Below are 26,235 nucleotides of genomic sequence, written 5' to 3'. Positions count from 1 at the left end.
CCGGACGGAGGGGTATGACCGCAGACAGGAACCGCGCCCCGATTCGCGAGCTCGTGGCCGACCTGTCGGACCACCTCGAATCGACGGCGGAACTGCCGGTCGAACGACCCGAGAGCGCGTACCTCGGCGAGGCGGAGGCCGTCGCCTCCGACGTCGCCTCGTTGTGGCTGGCGGGCCACCCCTCGCGGGCGGGCGACGCCGACGTCTCTCTGACCGTCGTCCGGTCGCGCATCGAACACGTCGAGGAGCTGCTGTCGAGCGTCGAATCGACGGAGAGCGACGCGGCGAACGAGCACGTCGCGGCGGCCAAGGAGTTGACCGAGGAGATCCTCGCCCGCCTCGACGACCGCTCGGATTAGAAGCGCGTCACCTGAAACTCGCGGTACCCGCCGTACGCGACTTCGAGCGACCCGAGCCACCAGTTCCACCGGTCTGCGACGCCGGACCCCTCCGGCGCGTCGCCCATCTGGCGGACCACCTCCTCGACGGTGAGGGGTTCGCCCCTATCGGCTTCCGGTTTTCCCGACTCCGCGAGGTCCCGCGCCTGCCGAGCGACGACGCTCCGTTCGCGTTCGCTGCCGCCGAACGCCCGTTCGAGTTCCGTCGCCAGTTCCTCGGGGTCCAGAGGGGGCGGAGAGTCGGACACGGCCGGCGCTTGGGGACCGAAAGACAAGAATGGTCGCCGCGTCGGCGGTCACGACGCCCACGCCGCCACCAGGAAGAGGACGCCGAACGCCCCGACGATGGCGACGGAGGATGTCATAACCGGGGCTTCGTCTCCGCCGCCGGCGACGGCCGCGACGAGTCCGACGAGGCCGAAAAAGAGGAGGGCGAACGCGACGAGGGCGGCCTTCGCCGCGCGGGAGGTTTCGCTCGGGTCCGGACCGTAGTCGCGCGACTCGATCTCCGAGAGGGCCTCATCGACGGCCGGAAACTCCGACTCCGGCACCACCAGCACTGGAGCCCGCGAGAAGGAGGGAGACCCGGCGTACCGGAGGCGGACGACGTGCGTCGACCCGACCCTCCACGACCGATGCGAGCGGAGCGTTCGAACGTCGCGCGACCGTGGTTTCGGTCCCGTGAGGATGCGGAGCGTCCCGTCTTCGACGTCGAGTTCGCCCGTCGCGTTGCGGACGGCGACGGCCGTCTGCAGGGCGATGACGACGCCGACGAAGAGGAATTTGCCGTACGGGAGAGAGAGCACACCGACGAGGAGGGCAATCGAGAACGGGGCCGCGAGGAGGACGTACGTCGGGCGCAGGTCGGGGACGTACGGAAACAGGGTGCGCAGGTCGCCGGCCCCGTGCGCCGTGACGAGATACAGGAGCGAGAACGGACCGCCGACCAAGAGCAACGTCACGGCGACGACGAGGAGGTCGGACGCTCCGTCGGTGGCGGCACTGAACGCGAGGAAGGCGACGGCGACGACGGCGACGACGAGAATCCCGACGAAGAATCCCGCACCGAGGTGGACGAGGGCGTCGCGGAGGCGGCCCGAGGAGGACCGCTCCCACGAGACGGTCGGCACGGCGGCGTCTGCCGGTTCCGTGGTGGAGGGGACCATACCTCCCGTTTCCCACGGTCGGAGTTAATTATTTGTCCCCGACCGTTTCGAACTCACCGCCACCACTCGCTCCGGCGTTCCTCGTAGGTGGCGTCGCGGAACGGCGGCGGTTTCTCCGAGTCGTCCTCCATGCCGAGGGCGTACGCGAACCAGTAGCCGACGTGCCACCCGACCGCATCGGCGTCCGTGTCGGCCGCGACGACGATTTCGAGGCCGGAGTACGTCTCGACGGCCCCGTCGCCGTCGGGGTCCCACCCGGTCGTCCCGGCGCAGGACGCCGCCTCCGCCGAACAGGGCGGCGTCTCGGCGAATCTGACGGTTACCTCCGCGTCCGCGGGGTCGGAGACGTACTCGACGGAGACGTTGTCGGGGACGCCCGGCGGGGCACCCTCGTAGTAGCCGAAGGCGTGTTCGACCTGTTCGCGCGCCGCCTCGGGTTCTCTCGCGCCCGACGTGTTCACGTGGACGGTGAACTCCTCGTCCTCCCACGGGAACTCGCGTTCGGTCGCGTTCGGTTGCGACTCCGTGTAGAGGATGGACCGACTCGCCATCACGTCGGCGGGGGCGTCGTCGTGTCGCAGGCCGAGGGTGTGCCCGAACTCGTGTTTCAGGACCAACACCGTCGAGGAGTTCGAGAAGCCGGTGCGAATCGACACCCTCGCCGGACGGCGAATCTGGCGGCTGTCTTCGACGAGGGGCGCGCATCCCGCCGCCTCGGCGGCGTTCTCGCAGTCCTCGATGTTCTCGACGAACCGAACGACGATGTCGGGGTTCTCGGCGTCCGGCCGAACGGCGTACTCGACGGGATAGCCGGCGTAGTGTTCGGCGCGTTCCTCCCAGTAAGCCGTCGCCTCCCGGACCAACGGAGCCCAGTTCCGATCGGTGTCGGCCGTATCGCGGACTCCGACGACTATCGGGTCGTCGCCCCACGGACTCTCACGGTCGGGGTGCGCCGTCGCCGTCGGGTCGGCGTCCGTCGCGGTTCCGTCGGGCGTCGGAGAGTCCGCGGTTCCGTCGGTGGGCGCGTCCGTCGGCGTCGAGGGACCGACCGAGGGGTCGTCCGTCGGGATATCGACGGGGACGGCGCACCCGGCGAGGACGACGAGTACCGCCAGAGCGACGGCCCGGAGCGAGGCGCGAGACATTCGTTCGGTCGGAGATGAATTGGCGGGATAAAAGAGCGTTCGCCCGGGGGAAACTTACCGGTAGTCGGCCGCCTCGGCGTCGGGTTCGACGCCCGCCAGTCGCAGGGCGTTCGTCGTCACGCCGAGACTCATGCCCATGTCGCCGACGACGATGGCGAAGGCGACGGAGATGAGACCGAGGGGCGCGGCGACGGCGAGGACGGCCTTCACCGCGAGCGACGACCAGACGTTCTGCTCGATGATGCTCGTCGTCTTCCGCGAGAGCGTCACCAGATACGGTAGGCGCGTCAGGTCGTCCGAGAGGAGGGCCACGTCAGCCGTCTCCAACGCGGTGTCGGTCCCGGCCGCGCCCATGGCGATGCCGACGCTGGCGGCCGCGAGGGCGGGCGCGTCGTTGACGCCGTCGCCGACCATGGCGACGTTCCCCTCGGCTTCGAGTGCGCGCACCGCCTCCACCTTCTCCTCGGGGAGGAGGTCCGCGCGCACGTCGTCGACGCCGAGGCGTTCGCCGATGACCTCGGCGGTCCGTTCGTTGTCGCCGGTGAGCATCACGACGCGTTCGACGCCGAGTTCGCGGAGGCGCGAGACGGTCCACGCCGCCTCCGGGCGGACGGTGTCGGCGACGGCGACGACGCCCTCCAGTTTCTCCTCGGTGCCGACGAGGACGACCGACTTCCCCTCCGACTGGAGGCGCGGGATGACCTCGTTCGCCAGATCGACGTACGACCCGTGTTCGCACTCGCGGGCCGACGCCTCGGGCGTGACGCCGCCTGCGGCGGGACCGCCGTCCGTACGAACGTGGGTGTGTTCGAGGTCGAATCCGAGTTCGGCGAACAGCGACGGTTTCCCGGCGTAGTGCGTCTCGCCGTCCAACTCCGCGCGGACGCCCTTGCCCGTGAGGGCCTCGAACCCCTCGACGTCGCGGTTCGGCACCGACTCGCCGTCGGCGCGGGCGACGATGGCCTTCGCGATGGGGTGTTCGCTCCGCGCTTCGAGGGCGGCGGCACAGCCGAGGAGTTCGGACTCGGAGGTGCCGTTGACGGGCACCACGTCGGTGACGCCGAGTTCGCCCGTCGTGAGCGTCCCGGTCTTGTCCACGGCGATAGTGTCCACCTCGTTCATCGCTTCGAGGTACGTCCCGCCCTTCACGAGGACGCCGTTGCGCGCCGCCGAGGTGATGCCCGAGACGACGGAGACGGGCGTCGAGATGACGAACGCGCAGGGGCAGGCGACGACGAGGAGCGTCAACGCGCGGACGAACCACGTCTGCCAGTCGCCGGCGAAGGTGAACGCGTACCCCGCCGCGCCGACCGAGACGGGGTCCGCGATGAGGAGGGGCGGCACCGCCGCGGTCAGGAGTGCGCCGACGACGATGACGGGCGTGTAGTACCGCGCGAAGCGGTCGATGAACTGCTCGGATTCGGTCTTCTCGCGGTTGGCCTCCTCGACCATCTCGACGACCTGCGAGAGCGTCGAGTCGTCGGCCGTCGCCGTCGCCTCGATTTCGAGGTAGCCGTCCTCGACGATGCTGCCGGCGTACGCCTCGTCGCCGGGCGAGAGGTCCACGGGGACGGACTCGCCGGTGATGGGCGACTCGTCCACGGCGGACTCGCCCTCCGTGACGACGCCGTCCAACGGGACGCGTTCGCCCGGGCGGACGAGAACCGTCTCGCCGACGACTACGTCCTCGGCGGCGACGACGACTTCCTCCCCCTCGCGTCGGACCGTCGCCGTGTCGGGCGACAGTTCCATCAGTTCCCGCAGGGAGTTGCGCGCGCGGTCCATCGAGAAGCGTTCGAGCAACTCGGCGACGCTGAAGAGGACCGCGAGCGTCGCCGCCTCGAACGGCAGGTTCACCGCGATGGCGCCGACGATGCCGGCGGACATCAGCAGGTCGATGTCGAGGTTGCGGTTCTTCGCCGAGTAGTAGCCGTTCCGCAGAACCGGCACGCCCGCGGCGGCGATGGCGACGGCGTAGGCGACCCACGCGGTCGATATCTCGTAGCCGAAGGGGGCCGCCAGCAGGGCGTCGAAGCCGGTGAGCAGGAACTCCAAGGCGAGGCCGACGACGAGGAACGCCGCGCCGACCCACGTCTTCAACGCGCGCGGACTCGTCCACACGTCGCGGGACTCGCCGGCGTCGGCGTCGTCGTCCACCACGTCGTACCCCGCACCCTCGATGGCGGCGACGAGTCGCCCGCGGGATGTCGCGTCGGGGTCGAAGGAGACGCCGACTTCCCCGAGGGTGGGTTGGGTGTCGACGTCGCCGACGCCCTCGACGGACCGGAGCGCAGACTCCACCTTCCCGGCGCAGGAGGCGCAGTCCATCTCGGGCACGTCGAACGTCGCCGTCTCCTCGCCGAGGACCGAGTAGCCGGCGGCCTCGACGCGTTCGTGGACGGCGTCGCTCGTCGTCTCGGCGGGGTCGTAACTCACGTAAAGCGTCCCCGTCGTCGGTTGCGGGTCCACGTCCTCGACCCCGGGGTCGGCGCGGACGCTCTTTTCGACTTTCTCCGCGCAGGAGGCGCAGTCCATCTCCGGAACCGAGAGGCTGAGACTCTCTGCCGTCCCGTCGTCGGGACCGCCGAGGGTCACTGCCCCGTCGGTCGGCGTCTCCCGCGGCGCGTCGGCCCCCGGTTCGCACCCGCAGTCCCCACCCGACCCGCACCCGCCCCCGGACGGGCCGTGGTCGTGACCGCGGTGCTCGTCGTCTCTAGTCATACGCGTGCCTAGGCGACAGGAGGTTATTAATCCAACTACCAAATACGGCCCGTTTAGTGGGTATTCTTAATAACTTAATCGAACCATAGTAATAACAACGCGCGAACTCGTCGCTCTTCGGTCGGAATCGGCTGAGAGGAGTAAGCCCCCTTCTGTTCGTCCCGGCATTCGGCTGAGCGTCCGCGTCCTCCCCGGAGAGACTCCGGGGGCACCCCGGATGTCCCGAGGGTGCTGTCCGGACTACCTTAGCGGCGCGGACTTGCACCGGTGAGGATTCGCCGTTCCATCCCTTCTCGACCGTCTGCTCGCGGGCGCGGTGCGCCCGTTCGCTTCGAGGCGGCTAACGCCGCCTCGCACCCTCCGCGGGTTAACTCCCTCCCCTTACGGGTCGGTTCGCACGCATCATCGGTCGGGTCGAGGGGTCTCGTTTCTGTTCCAGAGCCAGCCGTCTCCGACTCCGGGCTTGCGCCCGGTCACCCGTCCGGACGGTGGGGGGACTTTCCTCATGCGTCGCGGGTGCGACGCACGGGAACCGGGCTCTCTCTGCCGTTCGAAACTACTCGGTTTCCCCGCATAAGACGTTCGATCGGCCGACACCGCTCCGTTTCTCTGCTTCGAGGCCGGGAATCAAGCCCCAAAACCGGTGGTGACAAGGGAAGCGTTCAAGTTAAACGAATGCATAAGAATAGATATGTCCGAGGCGCAGACCGTACACCTCACCTACGAGGATGGGGCGAGGGCGGTCGAGTTAGCGCGGGAATCGGTCGAATCGTACGTTCTTCACGGTCAACGTGAACAGCCGGGTAGCATGCGCGATGCATTTTACGCTCGAACCGGCGCGTTCGTACGCATCCAATCCACCCGGGGACGGGGCCGGCTACGGGGGTGCGCCGGCGCCTACCGGGGGAAAGACCAACTGGGTCACGCCATCGTAGACGCCGCCATTCAGGCCGCATCCGGCGATTCCTGCGGATCCGAGATAGAACAACCGGAACTTCCGAACCTGAACATCTCGGTCTGTATCGTCTGTAACCACGTCTTAACGAACGACCCCGTGGCCGACATCGAACTCGGCACCCACGGCGTCGCCATCGACAAGGACGGAAAGCACGGCTGGCTCTACCCGACGATACCGGTCGAGAACGGCTGGAACGAGGAGCAGTTCCTCACCCACGCCTGCCGGAAGGCGGGGCTGTCGCCGCTCGCGTGGCAGGACGAAGACGCCATGGTGACGCTGTTCGAGGGACAGGTGTTCCGCGAACGCGCCGACGGCGGCAGCGTCGAACAGCTGTAAGAAGAAGGGGGACGGGGGGAAAGAGGAGTCGGCGCGCCTTCGGCCGCCGGCGGCTCTGCGCCTCTCGTTTGCGGTTTTCGATTTTTTCGCGGACTGTCGTCGGAGCGACTGCGCCGTCAGTCGTCCGCGTCGCCGTAGCCGGTCAGTTCGGCGTCTCGCGCGGCGCGTTCGGCCGCCGCTTCGACGTCGAAGGAGGCGTCTTCGACGAGTTCGCCGTCGCGGACGAGCGGTTCCAGGAGCGCTTCGCCGTCTTCGGGGCCCTCGCGCCCGCGGAGTCCGACGTGGTGGCCGCCGTCGGCCGTTCGGTACACCTCCTTCGCGCCGGTGAGTTTGCCCCGCTTGGCCGTCGGTTCGCCGTCTACCTCCACGATGTCGAGCGCGAAGTCCACCGGGTCGGCGTTCGAGACGTAGCCGCCGACGCCGAACCCGTCTGCGGCGTCGCGGAGGTGCCGCAACTCCTCGGGGCCGAGGCCGCCGGAGACGAACACCTCCACGTCCTCCTCCTCGTAGGCGTCGAGCGTCCACTGCACCTCGCGGACGATGTGCCGGAAGTCGCCGCGGCGCGAGGAAGTGGTGTCGAGGCGGACGCTGTCGAGTCCGTCGCCGAGCGTCTCCACCGCACGGAGCACCTCGTCCGTCTCGTCGCTGTAGGTGTCACAGAGGGCGACGCGCGGGACGGACTCGTCGACCGCCTCGTCGAACGCCGTCCACGCCTCCTCTTGGTTCCCGCGGCCGAAGCATATCAGCAGGGCGTGCGGCATCGTCCCCGACGCCTCGTGGCCGAGAATCTCGCCCGCCGCGACGTGGGAGATGCCGTCCAACCCGCCGACGAGCGCGCTTCGCTCTATCATCGCGGCGATGGAGGGGTGGACGTGCCGCGCCCCGAACGAGAGGACGGTGCTATCGGGTGCGGCGCGGCGCACGTCCAGCGCCGCCGTGGCGACGCCGGAGGCGTGCGAGAGAAAGCCGAGAAGCGAGGTTTCGAACCGAGCGAACTCCAGATACGGTCCCTCGATTCGCATCACCGGCCCGCCGTCGAACAGGCGGCCCTCGGGGACGGCGTCCACGTCGACGTTCCGGCCTTCGAGGAGGGCGGCGGCGTCTTTCACGCCGGAGAGCAGTTCGTACTCGCCGGTCGGAAACTGGTCGGCGGTCACCTCGGCGACGACGTGCGGGTTCTTCCCCGCGTGCCGGAGCGTCGTCTCCGTTCGCTCGAAGTAGGCGTCGGTCGCCGACCCATCGAGAATCGCGTCCTCGCCGACGATGTCGAACGTCGTCATAGGGGTGGCTATTCGCGGAACCACGAAAAGGTCACGTGTTCGGTACGAGCGACCGAAGGCGAGTCGTCTTCGGCGGTCAGCACACCGCGACGACGGCGCGGTAGACGTTGCCGTCGTGTTCCACGTACGGGCGGTCCACCCAGAACTCGTAGCCGTCGCCGCCTTCGATTTCGGCGTTCCCTTCGACGAGCGCCGTGTCGAACTCGGCTTTTCGCTCGGCGGAGAGGTTACCGTACGCGACGACCGTCTCGTCCGACGGGCGTTCGACGGCTTCGAGGTAGAGAACCGGGGGGCAGTCGTGCGTCGACGACGACGCCGCGGCCGCCTTCGTCCCGTTCGTCACCTTCGTCGGCGTCGTCGCCTCCGCGTCGTTCGTCTCCGCCTTGTTCGTCGAGTATCTCGCTATCGCTCCGTCTGTCGCCGTCTCCGTCTCCACTGCCGCCGTCGCGTCAGTCTCCGCCTGTCCGTCCGGCGCGGGCGAACCCGGCGCGGGCGAACCCGGCGCGGCCGAACAACCGGCGAGAACGACGAGGACCGCGATGGAGACGAGAAGTGGTGTGCGGGGGTGCATACTCGGCCCGAGGCCGTTCGCAGGTAAGTGTCTTCTCTACCGACCCGGCGCGTGGACGCCGTCCAACCGGTCGGTCGTCGGCGCGTTGACGACGGTGACGCGCGTCCCGTTCCGCGTGACGCGGAACGCGTCGGCGTACGGACCGTCCGCGACGACGTACGTGTTCGGAGCCGTCCGCGTGGCGTTCAGCCCCTCCCGAAGCGCCGTCTCGTAGGCGGACACGAACTCTTCGGCGTCCGCCGCCGTCTCCCACTCTATCGCCCAGACGTAGCCGAACTCGCCGTCGTCGCTCCGGTACGGGACGACGGTGTCGCCCGCCCACCCGTCGCTCGCGTTCGAGGAGTAGTTGTACCGCGAGTACGGCTCCGCGTTCCGTTCGAGCGCCGACGAGGGTATCGCCCCGTGCCGGTAGAGCATCACGAAGATGGGCGCTTCGCCGACGGTGTTTCCGACCGGGTGGCGGTCGAACCGCGACCACGCGCCGTTCGACCGGTTCGGCACCGCGACGGTCCGCGGTCGGTCCTCGGGGTACGCCTCGGGGTGGACGAGTTGCTCCGTGGAGGCGGGCGGTCTGGCGTACGCCTCGTTTACGGCCGTCCACCCGCCGCGTTCGCGGAGCGAGTGGACGAACGTCGGTCCGTCGCTGTACGGCGCGTAGACGGTCAGGTACACACCGGCGTCGAAGTTCTCGCGGTTCGGATTCGTCTCGGGCCGCCGGACGCAGTCCCACTCGTCGCCGCACCGTTCTTCGTACAACTGCTCGACGTACCGCGCGTCGCCCTCGACCAGTCCGTCCTCGGCGAGTCTGCCGTCGAGCGTCTGCGGCACGCCCCCGATGTCGAACCGCTGGTACTGGAGGGCGTGCATCAGTTCGTGCGACAGCGTCGCCCGGTCTATCACCGGATTTTCGGCGTCGCTGACGACGACGATGCGCTCCTCGGACGGCGAGTAGTAGCCGAGAACCGCGTCGCCGTACAGGTCGTCGAACGCCGCCTCGACGGTCCTGTCCTCGCCGATCAGAAGGAGCGCCTCCCACACTTGGTCGTTCCACCCCGGCCCGGCGCCGCCGTCTCCGCTCGATTGGTCGCGGTACTCGGCGCGCGACATCACGTCCACCTCCACGGACTCCTCGAACTCCAGCCCCCGGATGCGTTCGACGCGGGCCGCCGTCCGAGCGACGAACGCCTCGCGTTCGGAGGCGTTCAGCCCGTCCGACTGGTTCACCGCGACGGACTCGTTGTACCAGTAGCCCGCCTCCCAGCCGATTCTGTCGCTCTGGGGGTCCTCGGGCCAGCGCCACTCGTTCGGCGTCGGGTCCGCGACGGGGGCGGCACAGCCCGAGAGCACGAGCGTCGCTACCGCGAGAACGGCGACGAACCGGACGCGCGCGTCGTTCACGCGTCGAAACACGGTGCGACCGGACAAAAGAATTCGCGGCGGCGGACGCGCCGTCAGGACTGCGGCGGGCGGATGTCGTCGAGGTCATCGGGCGTCGGCCCGTTGACGATGACGACGCGGGTGCCGTCGCGGGTGACGCGGAACGCGTCCTCGAACTCGCCGTTCGGGACGACGTACGTGTTCTCGCCGCGTTTCGTCGCGTCGTGCGCCGAGAGGATGTTCCGATACGCGTTCTGGAACTGCCGGGCGTCGGACTCGGAGTCCCACTCGGTCACCCAGACGTAGCCGTACTCGCTGTCGTTGCCGGACCCCTTCTTGTACGGGAACAGGCGGTCGTTACCCCACCCGTTCGAGGGCTTCGCGTCGTAGTTGTACGAGTCGTAGCGGCTGTCTATCTGGAGGATGGTCCGCGGGTTGAGCGTGTCGGCGCCCGTCGTCCGCGCCTGATACCAGAACATGGCGAAGATGGACGCCTCGCCGACGGTGTCGGAGCCGCTTTGACCCTGATTCCGGAACGTCGACCAGCCGTTTCGGCCCCGGTCTCTGAACTCGATTCGGACGGGCTTCTCGTCGGTCCGGTGGATGACCTGCTCCGAGGACTCGGGCGGGTTCTTTAGCTGCCGGTCCACCGCGTCCCACCCGCCGCGTCGGTGGTGCTCTGAGATGAACACCGGGCCGTCGGAGTACGGTTGGAAGATGGTGAGGAAGATGCCGAGGTTCGGACCGCCGCCCGAAGCGTTCCCGGAGGACTCGGACGAACCGCTCCCTCGCGGTGCGGCGACGCAACTCCACTCGCCCTCACAGAGGTCGGCGTAGCGGAGTTCGACGTACTTCGCGTCGCCCTCGACGGCGCCGTCGATGGCCAAGTCGCCGTCTTGGGTCTGCCCGGAGTACTTCCGCTTCGTCAGGTCGTAGTGTTGGTCCTGAAGGGCGTGCGTGAGTTCGTGGACGAGCGTCGCGTTGTCGATGGTCGGCGAGTCCGGCGAGTCGGTGATGATCTTTATCGCGTCGTCGCGGGGGGAGTAAAAGCCCGCGACGGCGGACTCGCGCGTTCCGCTGATGCTCGATTGGCTGTCCTGCGCCTCGCCGGTGATGAACAGTGCCTCCCACACTTGGTTGTTCCACTGGTCGAACTCGCTCGGTCCGGTCGCGGAGGGCGTGCCCGTAGAGCGGTTCCGGTACTCGGCCCGCGAGAGCACGTCGACCGACACCCGCTTTTGGAACTCCTTGTGGCGGACGTACTCGACGCGCGCCATCGACCGCCCGACGAACGCCCGCAGTTCCGCGTCCGAGAGGCCGTCGGACTGGTCCACCTCGATGGGTTCGCCGTACCAGTAGCCGTCCTCCCACCCGAGGGCGTCCTCCTCGGGGTCCGAGAAGTTCTCGTCCGGCGTCGCGGGCGTCGGTGCGTCCGAGTCAGACCCGCCGGCGTCGGCGTTCGGGTTCAACGCGGGCGCGGAACACCCCGCGAAAACCAGAAGGAAAGCGAGGGACGCGGCGACGAGTCCGTGGCGCGGTGGCATTGTCCGGCCTGATGGCCCGGGGGCAGAAGTACCTTTCCGCATCGGCCGGCGACGCCGGGGCCGCCGCGAGGCGGTATCGCACGGAAGACGGCCCGAGGAGGAGGCGGCGTACAGTTTTGTGGACCGGTAGATAACCTAGTCGTATGAGCGAGTACTCGTTCGACCCCGAGCGAACCGCCGTGATAGCCGTCGACATGCAGAACGGCTTCTGTCACCCGGACGGGAGCCTGTACGCGCCCGGGAGCGAGGCGGTGATAGACGACGTGGCCGCCCTCGTGGACGACGCGCGAGAGGCGGGCGCGCAAGTCGTCTACACCCGCGACGTGCACCCGCCGGAACAGTTCGACGACGCCCACTACTACGACGAGTTCGAACGCTGGGGCGAACACGTCGTCGAGGGGACGTGGGAGACGGAACTCGTCGAGGAACTCGACGTGCGCCAGGAGGACCACGTCGTCGTCAAGCACACGTACGACGCGTTCCACCGAACCGAGTTAGAGGGGTGGCTAAACGCCCACGGCATCGAGGATTTGGTCATCTGCGGGACGCTGGCGAACGTCTGCGTCCTCCACACCGCGGGAAGCGCGGGCCTGCGCGACTTCCGCCCCGTCCTCGCCGAGGACGCCATCGGCGCGATAGAGGACGAGCACAAGGAGTACGCCGTCGACCACGCGGGGTGGTTGTTCGGCGAGGTGACGACGAGCGACGAGATTCGCTTCGCGTAGTCGGCGACGGGAAGCCGGCCTCGGCGGGTCGGTTGGCCCGCGAGGGCGTCGAGAAAAACGGAGCGGTCCCGGACGGAGACGGAGGTCAGCCCTCCCAGTCCGGGTCGTTCGCCGCGCGTTCTTCGAGTTCGACGCCGCCCTCCGGGACGTGGTACTCGCGGAGCAACGTGCGGTGTGCGTCCGGTTCGTCGACGGTGTCGTCGACGGCGTACGCCCGCCACGTGCAGCCGTCCGGCGCGAACTCGGCGACGGCGTAGCCGTTGTACTGCGAGTCGAACCACTCGATGTGGGGGTTCTCTTCTAAGACGACTTCGCGGTGTTTGTCGGCCGTCAGGGCCGGCGACTCGGACTCGACGTCGGTGGAGTCCTCCGCCCCCCAGAAGTTCGAGGCGTCGGACTCGCTCGATATCGCCGGCGCCATCAGTTCGACGCCGACGCGCTCATCCGCCGGAGGAATCGGCGACCGGTTCTCGACGCTCTCCCAGTCGTTCAGCACGTACGACACCATGTAGTTGTGCATGTCGCCGGTGAGCGCGACGTAGTTCTCGACGCCTTCGTGGGCCAATCGGCCGACGATTTCGCGCCGTTCGTGTTCGTACCCGTCCCAGTTGTCGTAGTCGCGGTAGAACTGCCCGTCGTCGTTGCTCGACCGCCAGATGGGCGAGAACGGCACCTCGTTCCCCCACGTCAGCCACGTCGCGTCGCTTCCGAGAGCGGTATCGAGGAACCACTCGCGCTGTTCGAAGCCGAGCATCGTCCGGTCGCCGTCGTCGGCCTCGGGCGCGTTCGGCGGGACGCCGCCCTCCCGCCGCCCGGCGTCGTCGCCGCCCGGCGGCATCGACCGGAAGAGGCGTTCGTCGGTCATCAGGAGTTCGACCAAGTCGCCGAAGCGCACGCTTCGCCACATCCGGAACCGGTCGTGGAGGTGGTCGGCGTCGGCGTCGTACTGGACGCGGGCGGGGTTGTACTCCCACCACGCCCGAATCGAGTCCCGGTACAGCCGGGTCATGAACTCGTCGTCGTCGTTCCGCGGGTGGTCGTCCGACCACGGGCGGTCGTTCTCGTAGTCCCAGAACGGGTTGTTGACGTACTCGTGGTCGTCCCACGTCGGGATGAACGTGTGGTTGGCCAGCGCCCGCTGGAAGAACTCGTCGCCGCGGTACGTCCGCCAGAGGTGCCGGTAGTCCTCCAGCGTCCACGCGACGTCGTTTCCGCTGGGGAGCGTGACCGACCGGCCCTCGAACCGCGAGTCGCCGGCGTACTCGTAAATCTGGTCGCCGAGGTGGACGAGGTAGTCGACGTCCTCCTCGGCGACGTAGCCGTACGAGGGGTAGTACCCGTCCTGATACGACTGACAGGAGACGACGGCCAAGCGGAGGCGCTCCGGACTCGCGTCCGGCGCGGGGAGCGTGCGACAGCGACCGACCGGACTGTTCGCGCCCGCGTGGTGGAACTGGAAGTACAGGTGGCAGTCTGCGGGGAGTTCGCCGTCTACGTCCACCTTCACCACGTGGTCGTGGTCGGGCGTCACCGCGTCCGCGGCGACTTTCCCCTCGTACACCGTCTCCGAGAACGACTCGTCGGTCCCGACCCGAACGTACGTCGGGTCCGACTCCGAGTGCGCGCCTTCGGCCAGTTTCGTCCACAGAATCGCGCCCGCCTCCGTCGGTCCGCCGCTCGCCACCGACAGCGGAAACGCGCCGGCGTCGGCGTCGGTCGTCCAGTCGGCCGCACCCTCCCGAACGGACTCCGCGCTCGCACCGCGAACGATGTCCGCGTCGAGGAGCGCAGTGGCGACGCCGCCGGCCGCCGCCGCACCCGCCGTTCGGAGAACGTCCCTCCTCTTTGTCACATTCTCGCCGTCTGTATTGTCCGTCATGAGACACAGAGGCAGTTGTTCGATTCCGTAGTAGCCATTTATAATAGTAATATTGACAAGTATGAAGCGGAGGGGAGAGATACGAGCGGACCGTTCGGGTCCGGACGAAGGCACTCGTGTCGGACGGTCAGTCGCCGCGTCTCCCGGTGCCACGAAGGCGAAGCGACGGCGGACGAAGGAGTCCTCAGCGGAACAGCCTGTAAGCGGCCTGTCCGGTGGCGACGGCTTGAGAGTCGGGCGTCCCCTCCCACCGGTCGGCGGCGTCGTCGGACGCCTCGTCGGGAATCTGACTGACGACGGTGACGGTGCTGACGCCGATGGTACCGCCCGCGCGGACGACTTCGGCCGTCGCGCGGAGCGTTCCGGACGCCCGGCGGAGGTAGTTCACGTTCAGGTTCACCGTCGCAACGCCGTGGGCCATCGGGTCGTCGAACGTCGTCCGCTGGGCGATGCCGCCCGCGGTGTCGATAAGCGTCGCCGCGATGCCGCCGTGGACCGTCGGTGGGTCCGTCGTGTTCGTGAGTTTCTCGTCGTACGGTATCGTCATCACGACGCGCCCGCGTTCTATCTCCTCGACGCGCGTGTTCAACCACGAGAGGTAGCCGTGTTCCTGTTCGATGTACTGCTGGACGAACGCCGCGGCTTCGCTCGGGAACTCGACGTCGTCCCGTCCGTCGCCGTCGCGGTTCTCGTCACCGTCGGCCATTGGTGCCACGGCGCACGCGAACCCTATGTAGTCGGCGGTTCCGGCACTCCGGCGAGGGTTCGCGGGTCAACCCAGTCGAATCGGGTCGTCGCTCTCCCGAATCTCGACTCGGACCGCCTCGCCCACCTCGAACCCGTGGTCCGGGCAGACGAGTTTCGCGCCGAAGTCGCGAGTCGACCCCGCAAAGAGGGAGACGCCGGTGATTCTGTCGCCGTCGACCACCACGTCGAACGCGTCCCACGCGACGTTCCGGCCCTCGACGGCCCCGACGGGGTGGCCGAGGAACGACAGCGTGCGGCCGTCCGCGCCGTCCGAGAGGACGCCGCCCGCGGCGTAGTGCGCCAACCCGCCGTCGAGAGCGACCGCGAAAGGCTCTGCGTCGCCGTCGGAGCGCGCTTCCGCCGCGACGGCGGCCCACCGGTCGCCGGGCGCGGGGTGGACCGGTTCGTCGAGAATCGCGTAGGTCTCGCCCGTCTCGACGACGGTTCCGGTGCCGTCCCACCGGACGGGTTCGACCGGCGCGTCGGCGACGACCGGAAGCGACCCTGCCGCGCGGTGGGGGTTCTGGTCGCGGCGGCGGAAGCCGAGGTGGACGTGGTTGCCGACCCACGGCGCGAAGAAACCCGAGCGAATCATCGGCCCGAGTCGGTCGCCGACGGCCACCGAGTCGCCCGCCTCGACTTCGGGTTCGACGTGGAGGATGCGGGCGACGTACTCGCCCGCGTCCACGAGGATGAGGTACTCCTCCTCGTGGGCGTAGGGTTTCGGCGGCGCACTGACGGTCCGCGTCTCCACCACCTCGCCGGCGACGGGCGAGAGGCCGTCGTTCGACGTCGGGTAGAGGTCTATCGCGGAGGCGTCGTCGTGCGCCGGGTACGGCGAGTTGTACAGCGAGAAGCGACGGTACAGGTCGAGTACGTCCGCGGGCACCGTCACGAACTCCGCGTCGGCGGGGCGGGCGGGCGGGCGTCCCGGTCCGTCCCGATTCGGGTCGCTCTCCGCGCGGGCGCGTCCGGACTCGGCGTCGCCGTCCATGCCGAAACGGGGGGACCGGGAGGGCTTAGACGCGTCGGCGCCACCGCCCCGTATGGACGCCTTCGAAGGCGACCGAGTTCGAGTCGTTCGCGGGCGCGCGCCGACGCGAGAGGCGGACCGGACGGTGACGGCGGCGATGCTGGCGGAGACGGGGCGAGACGGCGTCCCCGCCTTCCGCGCGTGGACGCCGCACAGACAGGTCGCGTTCGGCCGCCGGGACAGTCACGCCGACGGGTACGAGGCGGCCCGCCGCGCGGCCGACGAACGCGGCTTCCCGCCGGTCGAACGGAGCGTCGGCGGGCGGGCCGTCGCCTACACCGGAGCGACGACGCTGGCGTTCGCCCACGTCGTTCCGACGGAGGACATCCGTACCGGCCTCGACGACCGGTACGACGCGGCGACCGAATCGGTCGTGGACGCGTTGGCGTCCCTCGGCGTCGCCGCGACGCCGGGCGAACCGCCCAACTCCTTCTGCCCCGGCGCGCACTCGGTGCAGGCCGACGGGAAGCTATGCGGTATCGCCCAACGCGTCCGGAGCGACGCCGCACTCGTCTCCGGCGTCGTCGTCGCGGGCGAACGCGAGGAACTCGCGGCGGTGTTAGCGCCGGTGTACGAGGCGCTCGACGTGCCGTTCGACCCCGAGACGGTCGGCAGCGTCGCCGAAAGCGGCGGGCCGTCCGACCCCGAGGAGACGCGTCGAGCGCTGGAAGCCTCGTTCGTCGGCGACGCCGAGTGGGACGTGACGGACGCCGCGGCGTTCGTCTCCGACGAGGAGTAGCGAACCGCGGGGCTTAGGTCACCGCCCTCGGACACACGGGTATGTCTACGCTCATCGTCGATGCGACGCTCGCAGACGGACGCGTCCGCGACGTGCGGGTCGAAGGCGAGGAGATAGCGGCGGTCGAACCGTCGCTCGACCCGACGCCGGACGAACGAGTGATAGCGGCCGACGGGCGGCGACTTTTCCCGGGCGCGATAGACGCCCACGTCCACTTCCGCGAACCGGGCTACGCCCACAAGGAGACGTGGGAGACCGGTTCGCAGAGCGCCGCCGCGGGCGGCGTCACGACCGTCGTCGACCAACCGAACACGACGCCGCCGACGACGACGGGGGCGGCGTTCGACGAGAAGGCGGAACTCGCGGCGGAGTCGCTCGTGGACTACGGCATCAACGGCGGCGTCACCGCCGAGTGGGACCCCGAGTCGCTGTTCGACCGACCGCTGTTCGCACTCGGCGAGGTGTTCCTCGCCGACTCGACGGGCGACATGGGTATCGAGGCGGACCTCTTTTCCGACGCCGTCGCGGCGGCGGCCGACGCGGACGTGACGGTCACCGTCCACGCCGAGGACGCGGACCTGTTCGACGAGGCGGCGCGGGAACGCGACGCCGGCGGGACGGGGCGGGACGCGGACGCCGACCCGTGGAGCCAGTACCGCGCCGCGGAGGCGGAGGCCGCCGCCGTCGAACGCGCGGTGGAGGTGGGTTCGGACTCCGAGGCGGCGATACACGTCGCGCACACGAGCACGCCCGAGGGCGTCGACGCCGCGAGGGCGGGCGGCGCGACGTGCGAGGTGACGCCGCACCACCTCTTTCTCTCCCGCGAGGACGCGACGGAACTCGGGACGTTCGGGCGGATGAACCCGCCCCTCCGGAGCGAGGAGCGTCGCGCGGGGATGTGGGAGCGACTGGTCGAGGGCGACATCGACATCGTCGCCACCGACCACGCGCCCCACACCGTCGAGGAGAAGGAGACGGGTCTCTGGGACGCCCCGAGCGGCGTTCCGGGCGTCGAGACGATGCTTCCGCTCATGTTGGCCGAAGCGGAGGCGGGGAACCTCTCCTACGAACGCGTCAGGGACGTGACCGCCGCGAACGCCGCGGAGATATTCGACCTGCCGAAGAAAGGGCGCGTCGAAGTCGGGCGCGACGCGGATTTGGTTCTCTTCGACCCCGAGGAGACCCGCGAGATTCGCGGCGACGAACTCCACTCGAAGTGCGGGTGGACGCCGTTCGAGGGACGGACGGGCGTCTTTCCCGACCTGACGATGGTCCGCGGGACCGTCGTCTACGACGAGGGGACGTTCGTCGAGGCGGTCGGACGGAACGTCCGCGAGTAGGCCGGAGAGGGCGAACTGCCGGCGGGCGCGTCCCGAGTCGGATGCCGGACTATCGCGAACCGACTCGGGGCGACGTTCAGGTCACGGCGCGAGTGGCCCCGTCCTCGTACTTGAACGTCAGGTCAGGAGCGTGCCGAGCGTCGCCGCCGCGACCATCGCACCGGCGCCGAAGCCGCCGATTCGCGCCATCGCGCGGCGGGAGTCGCGTTCGGTCCAGTCGGAACCGGAGTCGAGTCGTCGCGCCATCTCCTCGAACGCGCGACCGGCGAGCATCGACCCCGACCAGCCGAGGAGGCCGAACCCGAAGACGAGAGCGCCGAGCAGAAACGCCGAGTTCGCGGCCCACGCGACGTTTCGGGCGACACCGCCCGCGAGCGTTCCGACCGCGCCGACGCCGAAGCCGACGACGAACGCGCCGCCGACGATGCGGACGCGGCGGCGGAGCGAGGGCGGTAATCGAGACGAAAGAGAGTCCGTGCGGGACATGGCGGCGTGGTCGAGGCGTCAGTCGACCGCTTCGCGCATCCGCGGGTCGAGCGCGTCGCGCATCCCGTCGCCGAGGAGGTTGAACCCGAGCACCGTCACGGCGAGGAACAGGCCGGGGAAGAACGACCACCACCACTCGCCGGTGAGAAGTCCCTCGTTCACGCCGTTCGCCAACATCAATCCCCACGACGGCGACCCGGCCTCGGCGCCGAAGCCGAGGAACGACAGGGCCGCGAGGTCGATGATTGCGAGGCCGAAGTTGAGCGTGCTCTGGACCGTAATCGGCGCGAGGCAGTTCGGCATCACGTGCCGGACGAGGACGCGGGCGTCCTTCGCGCCGAGGGCGACGGTGGCGTCCACGTACTCGTCTTCGAGCACCTTCAGGGCGGCACCGCGAACGACGCGGGCGAACCGCGGCGTGTAGACGAGCGTAAGTGCGGTCACGGCGCGCCACAGGCCGAGGCTGTCCGGGAATATCGCCACGAGCGCCAACGCGAGCAACAGCGACGGGAACGCGAGGAACACGTCCATCGAACGCATGATGACGTTGTCCGTGATGTCGCCGTAGTACGCGGCGATGACGCCGAGCGCGACGCCCGCGGTGGTCGAGATACCGACCGTGACCGTCCCGAACTTCAGCGCCAGCCACGACCCGTAGAGGACGCGGCCGAACAGGTCGCGCGCTTGGATGTCGGTTCCGAACGGGTTCTGTGCGGTCGGCGGCCCGAGACTCGGGTTCGTCCCGAACTGCGACTGTTGCAGTTCCGCGAGGCTGGGCGCGAAGCCGAACATCGCACCGAGGCGGGCGTACAGTGCGACTGCGACCATCGCGAGGATGAGAAGGATTCCAGCGAGAGCGAGGCGGTTCGACAGGAGGTCCGAGAGGAACGGCGACGCGCGCAGACGGCTCACGAGACCGCGGTGCGTCGATTCGGCGTTCTCTCCGTGTGTTTGCGTGCTCATTGTTCGATTCGTGGGTCGAGATACGAGTACGTCACGTCGACGCCCAAGTTGACGAGCGTAAAGAGGAAGGCGAACACTAGCACCGTTCCCTGCACGACCGGGTAGTCGCCCACCTCGATGGCTTTGACGAGCATCGTTCCGATACCGCCGATACCGAACACCGTCTCGGTCAGGACGGCCCCGCCGAGGAGCGTCCCGAACTGGATGCCGATGACGGTGATGACCGGGATGAGAGCGTTCTGGAAGCCGTGCTTCATGATAGTTATCTTCGCGCCCTGCCCCTTCGCGCGAGCGGTCCGCATGTAGTCTTGGCGGATGACCTCGAGCATGGACGACCGCATCATCCGCGAGATGAGGGCCATCCCGTAGATGCCGATGACCGCCGCGGGGAGGAACATGTGCGACGCGGCCGAGAAGAACGCCGCGAAGTTCCCCGTCTGCAGGCCGAACACCAGCGAATCGACGGTGATGAGGCCGGTGTACACCGGCGGGTCGAACTGCGAGGCGATGCGGTTCGACGCCGGAAGCACGTTCAGGAACTGCGCGAAGAGCAGGATGACGAGCGGTCCGCTCCAGTAAATCGGGACGCTGATTCCGGTGAGCGCACCGATGCGGGTGACGTGGTCCGTCGCGGTGTCCTGCTTGACGGCGCTTATCACGCCGGTCGGGATGCCGAGCAGTACGCCGATGAGTTGCCCGTAAATCGCCAGTTCGAGCGTGACCGGCAGGCGGGCGCGCAGAATCGTCAGGACGGGCGTGCCTCGCTGGATGATGTAGGAGTTACCGAGATCCAGCGTCACGACGTTCAGGAGGAACTCGCCGTACTGGACCCACAGCGGGGCGTTCAGTCCGAGGTCCGCCCGGACCTGTGCGACCTGTTCTGCCGTCGCTCGCTGTCCGGCGATGACCCGCGCGGGGTCGCCCGGACTCAGGTGCAGGATGGCGAACACCAGCGTCGCGACGCCGAACAGCACCGGCACCAAGAGCAGAAGTCGCTTGATGAGAAAGCGCTTCGAGACCATATGAAAAAGTGGCTATCGCGACACTACTTGAGGCTAACGAGGTTGAGGAACGGACCGCTGATGGGAGCGAGTACGAACCCCTCGACCGATTTAGAGACGCCGCGCAGTTCCTTCGCGTGGTTCAGGAACACCCACGGCGCTTCGTCGTGGGCTATCTGCGCCGCCTGCTTGTACTTCTCCTCGCGCGCCTTCGTGTCGTACGTCTTCTGCGCCTCTTCGACGAGCGACATGTACTCGCGGTTGGCCCACGCGGCGACGTTCAGCGTGTTGTACCCGTCCGCGTCGAAGCTGACCCAGTCCTGCCCCTCGGTGAGTTGGTCTTCGGACACCTGCGGGTGCAGCAACGCGTAGAAGAAGTTGTCCGGGTCGGCGTTGTCGGTGTACCAGCCGAGGAAACACGCGTCGTGCTTCCCGGAGCTCGTGTAGTCGAGGAACGGGTTGAACGACTGCTGGTTGATGTTGACTTCGAGGCCTATCTCCCCGAGGTTCGACTTCACCAACTGCGCCGCCTGAAGCGGCGAGGGGTTGTAGCCGCGGGGGTTTTTGAACGTCGCGAGTTCGAAGCTGAAGCCGTCGCCGTACCCCGCCTCGTCGAGGAGCGACTGCGCCTTTTCGAGGTCCTGCGGGTACGGGTCTATCCCCTCGTTGTAGCCGAGGACGTTGCTCGGGATGGGTTGACTCGCCTGCTTCGCGATGCCTTGGAAGATGTTGTTGACGAGCGACTCCGTGTCGATGGCGTAGCTGATGGCCTTTCGGACCTTCTTGTCGCGGAAGGCCTCGATTTTCTCCATGTTGAACGCCATGTAACCCGTGTTGATACCCTCCTTTTCGACGAGCTCGGCGTTCGAGGAGTTCTCGACGACCTTGGAGGCCTGCGCGCCGATGCCGTCGATGATGTCCGCGCCGCCACTGTCGAGCGTCTGCGCGCGCGTCGTGTTGCTCTCGACGGTGGTGAACACGACTTCGTCAACCTTCGGCGCCTCTCCCCAGTAGTCGTCGTTCGCGGAGAGTCGGATCCGCTGGTTGGACGTGTCCCAATCTTCGAAGACGAAGGGGCCGGTGCCGACGGGGTTGTTCTTCAGGTCGGTTCCGTGCTCCTCGATGGCCTTCTTCGAGAGCACCGAGGAGGCGAACATCGCGAGGTTTCGGAGGAACGGAGCGTACTTCTGTGACAGCTCCATCGTGAGCTTGTAGTCGCCGTCGGCCGACACGTCGTCCACCCAGTCGCCGAGCGTGAACGGGCCGTACGCCGAGGTGTAGGTGTCGCCGGGGTAGTGCTCGTAGTCCGGGTTGGTAAAGCGGTTGAACGTCGCGACGAAGTCCTCGGCGGTGAACTCCTCGCCGTTGTGGAACGTGACGCCCTCGCGGAGCGTGAGCGTCGCCGTCGTCCCTTCGAGGTTCCAGTCGGTCGCCAGCCCGGCCCGGAGCTTGCTCTTCCCGGGCGCGAACATGATGAGCTGGTCGTACATCTGGTTCATGACCTTCGTGTCCTCGCCGCTCGTCGTGTTCTGCGGGTCGAGCGAACCGGAGTCGTTCCCGCGGGCGAACGTCAGCGTCGTCGCGTCGCCCTCCTGGCCGGTCCCGGTGCCGTCTGCCGTCCCTTCGGGGGAGCCGGTTCCGGCCTCGTCGGGGTCCGCGGCGCAACCCGCGATCGTCGCGGCCGCCGCGGCGCTTCCGGTCGCCTTCAGAAACGTACGTCTATCTATGTCACGGGGCATATTATCAGACATACGTAGTCATTACCTAAATGTGTCGATGTATTATATGATCCGGACGGAGGGAAGTTGACCGACGTTTCGAATACGTTCGCGGGACGGGCCCGTTATCGGTCGACGAGGTGGCACGCCGCCGGATGCTCGTCCTCCGAGAGATGCGGTTCCGACCGTTCGCAGACGCTCTCGAACCGGTCGCGGAGTCGGTCGGCCGCGGTCTCCCACTCGCCGGCGGCGACGGCGTCGAGTGCGGACTCCACGACGGCGCGGTTCTCGCCCGCGAGCGGTTCGGTGAAGAACCGGTCGTAGAGGAGGTCGGCGACGGAGTCCGCGGAGACGCCGCCGTCCGCGGCGGCGGTCGGCGTCTGGTCGGGCGGCGACCCCCCTCCCGTCCGTTCGGCGGCGGCCTCGCGGGCCGCTTCGAGGTCGATCTTCCGGTCTTCGACGCGTTGGCGGAGGTCCATCACCTCGCGGTAGGCCGCCTGTTCGATGTCGATCTCCGCGGGCGGGATGACCTTCGGACACCGCGTCCGGAAGTGACACCCCGAGGGCGGGTCGATGGGCGATGGCACGTCGCCTTCGAGGATCACGCGGTCGGTGTCCGCCGTCGGGTCGGGGACGGGGATGGCCGACAGGAGCGCCTGCGTGTACGGGTGCCTCGGGTCGTCGAAGAGGTCGCTCGTCGGCGCCGTCTCCACGACTTCGCCGAGGTACATCACGGCGATTCGGTCGCAGATGTGGCGGACGACCGAGAGGTCGTGTGCGATGAACAGGTACGTCAGTCCGAACTCCTCCTGCAGGTCTTCCAGCAGGTTGAGGATCTGCGCTTGGACGCTCACGTCGAGTGCGGAGACGGGTTCGTCGCAGACGATGAAGTCGGGGTCGACGGCGAGTGCGCGGGCGATGCCGACTCGCTGACGCTGTCCGCCGGACATCTCGTGGGGGTATCGAGTCCGCTGACTCGGATCGAGCCCGACGGCGTCGAGGAGTTCGTTCACCCGGCGGCGACGCTGGTCGCGTCGGTTCTCGCCGTCCCGGGGCGACTCCTCCGGGAGGTCGTGTATCTTCAGCGGTTCGGCGATTATCTGGCCGACGGTCATGCGGGGGTCCAGACTGGACATCGGGTCCTGGAAGATCATCTGGAGGTCCCGGCGGCGCTCTCGGAGTTCCGACCCTTCGAGGTCGGTGAGGTCCTCGCCCGCGAAGAGAACGCGGCCCTCAGTGGCGTCCAGTAGTCGGAGGATGGTCCGGCCCGTCGTCGATTTCCCGCAGCCGGATTCGCCGACGAGGCCCAGCGTCTCGCCCTCGTAGATGGAGAGGTCGACGCCGTCGACCGCCTTCACGCTCTCGTCTTCGAACCCGAGCCACTCGTCGAGGAGGCCGTCCGCCCGCGAGAAGTGCTTCTTCAACCCCTCAGCGCGGAGGAGTTCCTCGCCGATGTCGCTCTCGGTGGCGACCAACGAGTCGCCGTCGCCGTACTCGCTCTCGTCGAAGTCCTCGAAGATGCACTTCGCGCGGTGGTCCACGCCGTCGGACCCGTGCTGGAGGTACGGTATCTCTCCGCTGGTACACTCCTCGGTGGCCCACGGACACCGGGGCGCGAAGTGGCAGCCGTCGGGCATGTCGATGAGGTCGGGGACGTTCCCCTCGATGGGGGTGAGCCTGTCTTTCTCCTCGGTCGGGATGGACTCCAACAGCGCGTAGGTGTACGGGTGCGAGGGGTTCCGGAATATCTCCTCGACCGGTCCCTCCTCGACGATTTCGCCCGCGTACATCACCGCGACGCGGTCGCACGTCTCGGCGACGACGCCGAGGTCGTGCGTTATCATCAGCATGGACATCCCGAGGTCGTCCTGCAGGTCGTTGATGAGATCGAGGATCTGCGCCTGGATGGTCACGTCGAGGGCCGTCGTCGGTTCGTCGGCGACGAGCAGTTTCGGGCGGCACGCGAGTGCGATTGCGATGAGGACGCGTTGGCGCATCCCGCCGGAGAACTCGTGGGGGTACTCGTCGATGCGCGCGGTGGGTTCGGGGATGCCGACCTCCGAGAGGACCTCCACGGTTCGTTCGACGACCGCCTCGTCGAGTTCGCCGCCGCCGATCTTCGGCAGAATCTCGCGGACCGCGTTGAGCCACGAGTCCTTCTTCCGTCCGCCGTACTGGTGGAGTCGGAGGCTCTCGGCCACTTGCTCGCCCACGGTGAGTGCAGGGTTGAGCGAGGTCATGGGGTCTTGGAATATCATGCTCATCTCGCCGCCCCGGATCGACCGGAGGGCCGATTCGGGCGCGGCGGTGATGTCTATCTCGTCGCCCTCGACGAACTGCGGGTCGCGGTACGCCTCGCGGAACTCCTCCGCGAGGGAGGGCGACGTGAGCGTCACCTCGCCGCCGACGACTTCGCCGGGGTCGTCCACGAGGCCCATCGCGGAAAGCGCCGTCACGCTCTTTCCGGAGCCGGATTCGCCGACGAGACCGACCGTCTCACCTTCGTCGATTTCGAGGTCGACACCGTCTACCGCCTTCACGCGACCGCGTTCGGTCGCGAACTGCGTCCGGAGGTCCGAGATGGAGAGGAGAGGCATTGGCACACAATCTCTGCCTGATTCGCAAATACCTTTGCAATTGTGGAAGTCGGGAGTGGAACACTTTTCCGCCGCGGCGGACCAACTGAAGGCATGGACGACCCGAATTCGGAGGAGGGGGCGCATCCGCTCTCCGGCGTGATGCAGTTTTGGGACGACGTCGTCGGAGACGCCGAGGCGACGGCCGAGGAGTACCGCGAGGCGGGGTGGGACGTGGTCGAACTCCACCCGGGCGACGTGACGCCCGTCCCCGCGATGCTCGACACCGAACCGTCGGCGGAGTACGGGTTGAACGTGCTCGTCCCGGGAGAGGAGTTCGACACCGTCGAGGACGTCGTCGAGACGGCCGAGTTCGACTCCTACGACGCGTACCGCGCCGAACGCGGCGGAACGGTTTTCCTCGTCGTCGCGATGCTCGCGGAGGATTCGGGGCGAGCGGTCGTCGTTCCGATGTACTACCGGACGAAAGAGGCCGCGCCGATGCTCGAACGGGCGGCCGACGCCGACGAGATGCGAGTCATCGTCCGGCCCCTCTCGGACGACAAGCGCGTCGTCTTCGAACAGCGCGACCCGAATCCGCTGTTCCCCGAAGGCGGCGCGTAGGGCGTCCCCGACCCGTCGCCCTCAGTCGTCGGCCGCGTCGTCCGCGAGTTCCTCCTCGCGGAACTCCTCGCTCGCCTCCCTGACCTCGCGCATCACGCTTGAGATGCGTTCTTCGGCCTCGAGTTCGTCCTCGACGGAGAGGTCGACGCCCTCGACTTCGAGGAGGAACTTCGCTATCTCGGAGACTTCGTACATCAGTTCGTCGAGTTCTTCGGCCGTGAAGAAGCCCGACATCGCGCCGTATAGGAACGTCGCGCCCGACTTCCGGACCTTGTCCTCGAACGAGGAGCGGGCTTGGTTGACCGCCTGCGGCGTGTACGTGTCCGTCATGAACGGGACGAGTTGCGGGAGGTTGTTCCCTATCTTCGTCATCTCGACGCCCGTCTCCGTGCGGAAGTCGGCACAGAGGCGCGCGATGGCCCACTCGCGGGCGGTGACGTACGTCCGGTCGCGCAGGAACTCGTTGACCCGGTCGTACTCCGCGCCGTCCATCTTCTTGAAGCGCGCGTACTTCTGCACGTCGCTCGGCGGCGCGTCGGCGGGGTCGTCGTCACCGTCGCTCTCTGCGGCGTCGGAACTCTCGGAATCCGCGCTCCCGTCGGCCGCGTTCTCGGCGTCGGGGTCGTTTGCGGCGTCCACGCTCTCGTCGTCGGTGCCGGTTTCGAGGCCGCCTGCGTCGTCGTTCGCGGACTCGCCGTCGGTTTCGATTCGCTCGTCGTCCGCCTCGGTTCGGCCGTCGTCTCCGTCCGGTTCGTCGGTCGGACCCGCCTCCTCGTCGCCCGCCGTCCCCGGGGGCGACGAGCGGGGGTCGTCGCCCTCGTTCGCCGGCGCGTCGTCGGCGGGTGTGGGGTTCTCGTCGCTCATACGCGGGATTTCCCGGCGTACCGGAAAAGGGTTCCGTCGGCGGG

At 68.1% G+C, this 26,235-nt stretch carries 23 protein-coding genes and 1 other RNA gene; 6 read left to right on the top strand and 18 right to left on the bottom strand.

What is annotated here, in order from left to right; genetic code table 11:
• The first annotated feature begins 14 nt into the window (after positions 1-14).
• Positions 15-359 (top strand): DUF8152 family protein, encoded by a 345-nt coding sequence (locus tag BLS11_RS00505; protein WP_092531431.1) that lies wholly within the window; start codon positions 15-17, stop codon positions 357-359.
• Here the strand turns inward: BLS11_RS00505 and BLS11_RS00500 are convergent.
• The 5 genes from BLS11_RS00500 to rnpB all read right to left on the bottom strand — a co-directional run bounded on the left by BLS11_RS00500 (position 356) and on the right by rnpB (position 5,978).
• Entirely contained in the window at positions 356-646 is a 291-nt protein-coding gene (locus BLS11_RS00500; protein WP_245698646.1) for a WNWW family protein, read from the bottom strand. The two genes, BLS11_RS00505 and BLS11_RS00500, sit on opposite strands and share 4 nt — an antisense overlap.
• 48 nt (positions 647-694) lie before the next feature.
• Positions 695-1,564, bottom strand: a complete 870-nt coding sequence (locus BLS11_RS00495) for a hypothetical protein (RefSeq protein WP_092531429.1) — start codon at positions 1,562-1,564, stop codon at positions 695-697.
• Positions 1,565-1,617: 53 nt separating this feature from the next.
• A complete protein-coding gene (locus BLS11_RS00490) occupies positions 1,618-2,709 on the bottom strand; it encodes a zinc metalloprotease (RefSeq protein WP_092531427.1) in 1,092 nt (363 codons plus the stop codon).
• A gap of 54 nt (positions 2,710-2,763) precedes the next feature.
• Positions 2,764-5,430 (bottom strand): heavy metal translocating P-type ATPase, encoded by a 2,667-nt coding sequence (locus BLS11_RS00485; RefSeq protein ID WP_092531425.1) that lies wholly within the window; start codon positions 5,428-5,430, stop codon positions 2,764-2,766.
• A 129-nt stretch (positions 5,431-5,559) separates the two neighbouring features.
• An RNA gene (gene rnpB, locus BLS11_RS00480) (RNase P RNA component) lies at positions 5,560-5,978 on the bottom strand.
• Positions 5,979-6,121: 143 nt separating this feature from the next.
• Between rnpB and BLS11_RS00475 the strand changes: the two genes are divergently transcribed.
• The gene (locus BLS11_RS00475; protein WP_092531423.1) at positions 6,122-6,724 is read left to right on the top strand and encodes a TIGR00296 family protein; all 603 of its coding nucleotides are present in this window, start codon (positions 6,122-6,124) and stop codon (positions 6,722-6,724) included.
• 116 nt (positions 6,725-6,840) lie between these two features.
• Here the strand turns inward: BLS11_RS00475 and BLS11_RS00470 are convergent, their stop codons facing one another.
• From BLS11_RS00470 to BLS11_RS00455, 4 genes are all read right to left on the bottom strand, one after another.
• Positions 6,841-8,004, bottom strand: coding sequence for a nicotinate phosphoribosyltransferase (locus BLS11_RS00470; RefSeq protein WP_092531421.1), 1,164 nt, complete (start codon positions 8,002-8,004; stop codon positions 6,841-6,843).
• Between the two features lie 76 nt (positions 8,005-8,080).
• Positions 8,081-8,575, bottom strand: coding sequence for a DUF7979 domain-containing protein (locus BLS11_RS00465; RefSeq protein WP_092531419.1), 495 nt, complete (start codon positions 8,573-8,575; stop codon positions 8,081-8,083).
• A gap of 36 nt (positions 8,576-8,611) precedes the next feature.
• Positions 8,612-9,973, bottom strand: a complete 1,362-nt coding sequence (locus BLS11_RS00460) for an Hvo_1808 family surface protein (protein ID WP_092531417.1) — start codon at positions 9,971-9,973, stop codon at positions 8,612-8,614.
• A gap of 53 nt (positions 9,974-10,026) precedes the next feature.
• A complete protein-coding gene (locus BLS11_RS00455) occupies positions 10,027-11,496 on the bottom strand; it encodes an Hvo_1808 family surface protein (protein ID WP_092531415.1) in 1,470 nt (489 codons plus the stop codon).
• Positions 11,497-11,639: 143 nt separating this feature from the next.
• On the opposite strand from BLS11_RS00455, the gene BLS11_RS00450 reads away from it, so the two are divergent.
• A complete protein-coding gene (locus tag BLS11_RS00450; RefSeq protein ID WP_092531413.1) occupies positions 11,640-12,221 on the top strand; it encodes a cysteine hydrolase family protein in 582 nt (193 codons plus the stop codon).
• Between the two features lie 85 nt (positions 12,222-12,306).
• On the opposite strand, the gene BLS11_RS00445 is transcribed toward BLS11_RS00450, so the two are convergent.
• The 3 genes from BLS11_RS00445 to BLS11_RS00435 all read right to left on the bottom strand — a co-directional run bounded on the left by BLS11_RS00445 (position 12,307) and on the right by BLS11_RS00435 (position 15,841).
• Positions 12,307-14,073, bottom strand: coding sequence for an alkaline phosphatase D family protein (locus tag BLS11_RS00445; RefSeq protein ID WP_175454335.1), 1,767 nt, complete (start codon positions 14,071-14,073; stop codon positions 12,307-12,309).
• A gap of 211 nt (positions 14,074-14,284) precedes the next feature.
• Positions 14,285-14,806 carry a PaaI family thioesterase gene (locus tag BLS11_RS00440; RefSeq protein ID WP_092531409.1) on the bottom strand — a complete coding sequence of 174 codons (522 nt, stop codon included), beginning with the start codon at positions 14,804-14,806 and terminating at the stop codon, positions 14,285-14,287.
• Positions 14,807-14,872: 66 nt separating this feature from the next.
• Complete coding sequence (locus tag BLS11_RS00435; RefSeq protein WP_245698644.1) at positions 14,873-15,841, bottom strand: DUF8155 domain-containing protein; 969 nt, start codon at positions 15,839-15,841, stop codon at positions 14,873-14,875.
• A 52-nt stretch (positions 15,842-15,893) separates the two neighbouring features.
• On the opposite strand from BLS11_RS00435, the gene BLS11_RS00430 reads away from it, so the two are divergent.
• Both BLS11_RS00430 and BLS11_RS00425 read left to right on the top strand, forming a co-directional pair.
• On the top strand, positions 15,894-16,619 hold the full coding sequence (locus BLS11_RS00430) for a lipoate--protein ligase family protein (RefSeq protein ID WP_092531407.1): 726 nt from the start codon (positions 15,894-15,896) through the stop codon (positions 16,617-16,619).
• 41 nt (positions 16,620-16,660) lie between these two features.
• Entirely contained in the window at positions 16,661-17,959 is a 1,299-nt protein-coding gene (locus BLS11_RS00425) for a dihydroorotase (RefSeq protein ID WP_092531405.1), read from the top strand.
• Positions 17,960-18,076: 117 nt separating this feature from the next.
• Here BLS11_RS00425 and BLS11_RS00420 read toward each other — a convergent pair whose 3' ends face one another.
• From BLS11_RS00420 to BLS11_RS00400, 5 genes are all read right to left on the bottom strand, one after another.
• On the bottom strand, positions 18,077-18,445 hold the full coding sequence (locus BLS11_RS00420) for a DUF7268 family protein (protein WP_092531403.1): 369 nt from the start codon (positions 18,443-18,445) through the stop codon (positions 18,077-18,079).
• 18 nt (positions 18,446-18,463) lie between these two features.
• Complete coding sequence (locus BLS11_RS00415; protein WP_092531401.1) at positions 18,464-19,408, bottom strand: ABC transporter permease; 945 nt, start codon at positions 19,406-19,408, stop codon at positions 18,464-18,466.
• The gene (locus BLS11_RS00410; protein WP_092531399.1) at positions 19,405-20,430 is read right to left on the bottom strand and encodes an ABC transporter permease; all 1,026 of its coding nucleotides are present in this window, start codon (positions 20,428-20,430) and stop codon (positions 19,405-19,407) included. The genes BLS11_RS00415 and BLS11_RS00410 overlap by 4 nt, the downstream gene beginning before the upstream one ends.
• A gap of 23 nt (positions 20,431-20,453) precedes the next feature.
• Positions 20,454-22,148, bottom strand: coding sequence for an ABC transporter substrate-binding protein (locus tag BLS11_RS00405; protein ID WP_394327371.1), 1,695 nt, complete (start codon positions 22,146-22,148; stop codon positions 20,454-20,456).
• A gap of 104 nt (positions 22,149-22,252) precedes the next feature.
• Positions 22,253-24,724 carry an ABC transporter ATP-binding protein gene (locus BLS11_RS00400; RefSeq protein ID WP_092531395.1) on the bottom strand — a complete coding sequence of 824 codons (2,472 nt, stop codon included), beginning with the start codon at positions 24,722-24,724 and terminating at the stop codon, positions 22,253-22,255.
• Between the two features lie 93 nt (positions 24,725-24,817).
• On the opposite strand from BLS11_RS00400, the gene BLS11_RS00395 reads away from it, so the two are divergent.
• Entirely contained in the window at positions 24,818-25,327 is a 510-nt protein-coding gene (locus BLS11_RS00395; protein ID WP_092531393.1) for a DUF7529 family protein, read from the top strand.
• Between the two features lie 21 nt (positions 25,328-25,348).
• On the opposite strand, the gene BLS11_RS00390 is transcribed toward BLS11_RS00395, so the two are convergent.
• Positions 25,349-26,200: a DUF5806 family protein gene (locus BLS11_RS00390; RefSeq protein WP_449404956.1), complete on the bottom strand. Its 852-nt coding sequence runs from the start codon at positions 26,198-26,200 to the stop codon at positions 25,349-25,351.
• Positions 26,201-26,235 lie beyond the last annotated feature (35 nt).

Source organism: Halopelagius longus, assembly GCF_900100875.1.
Taxonomy (GTDB): Archaea; Halobacteriota; Halobacteria; order Halobacteriales; family Haloferacaceae; genus Halopelagius; species Halopelagius longus.
This window is presented reverse-complemented; position numbering and strand designations above follow the sequence as displayed.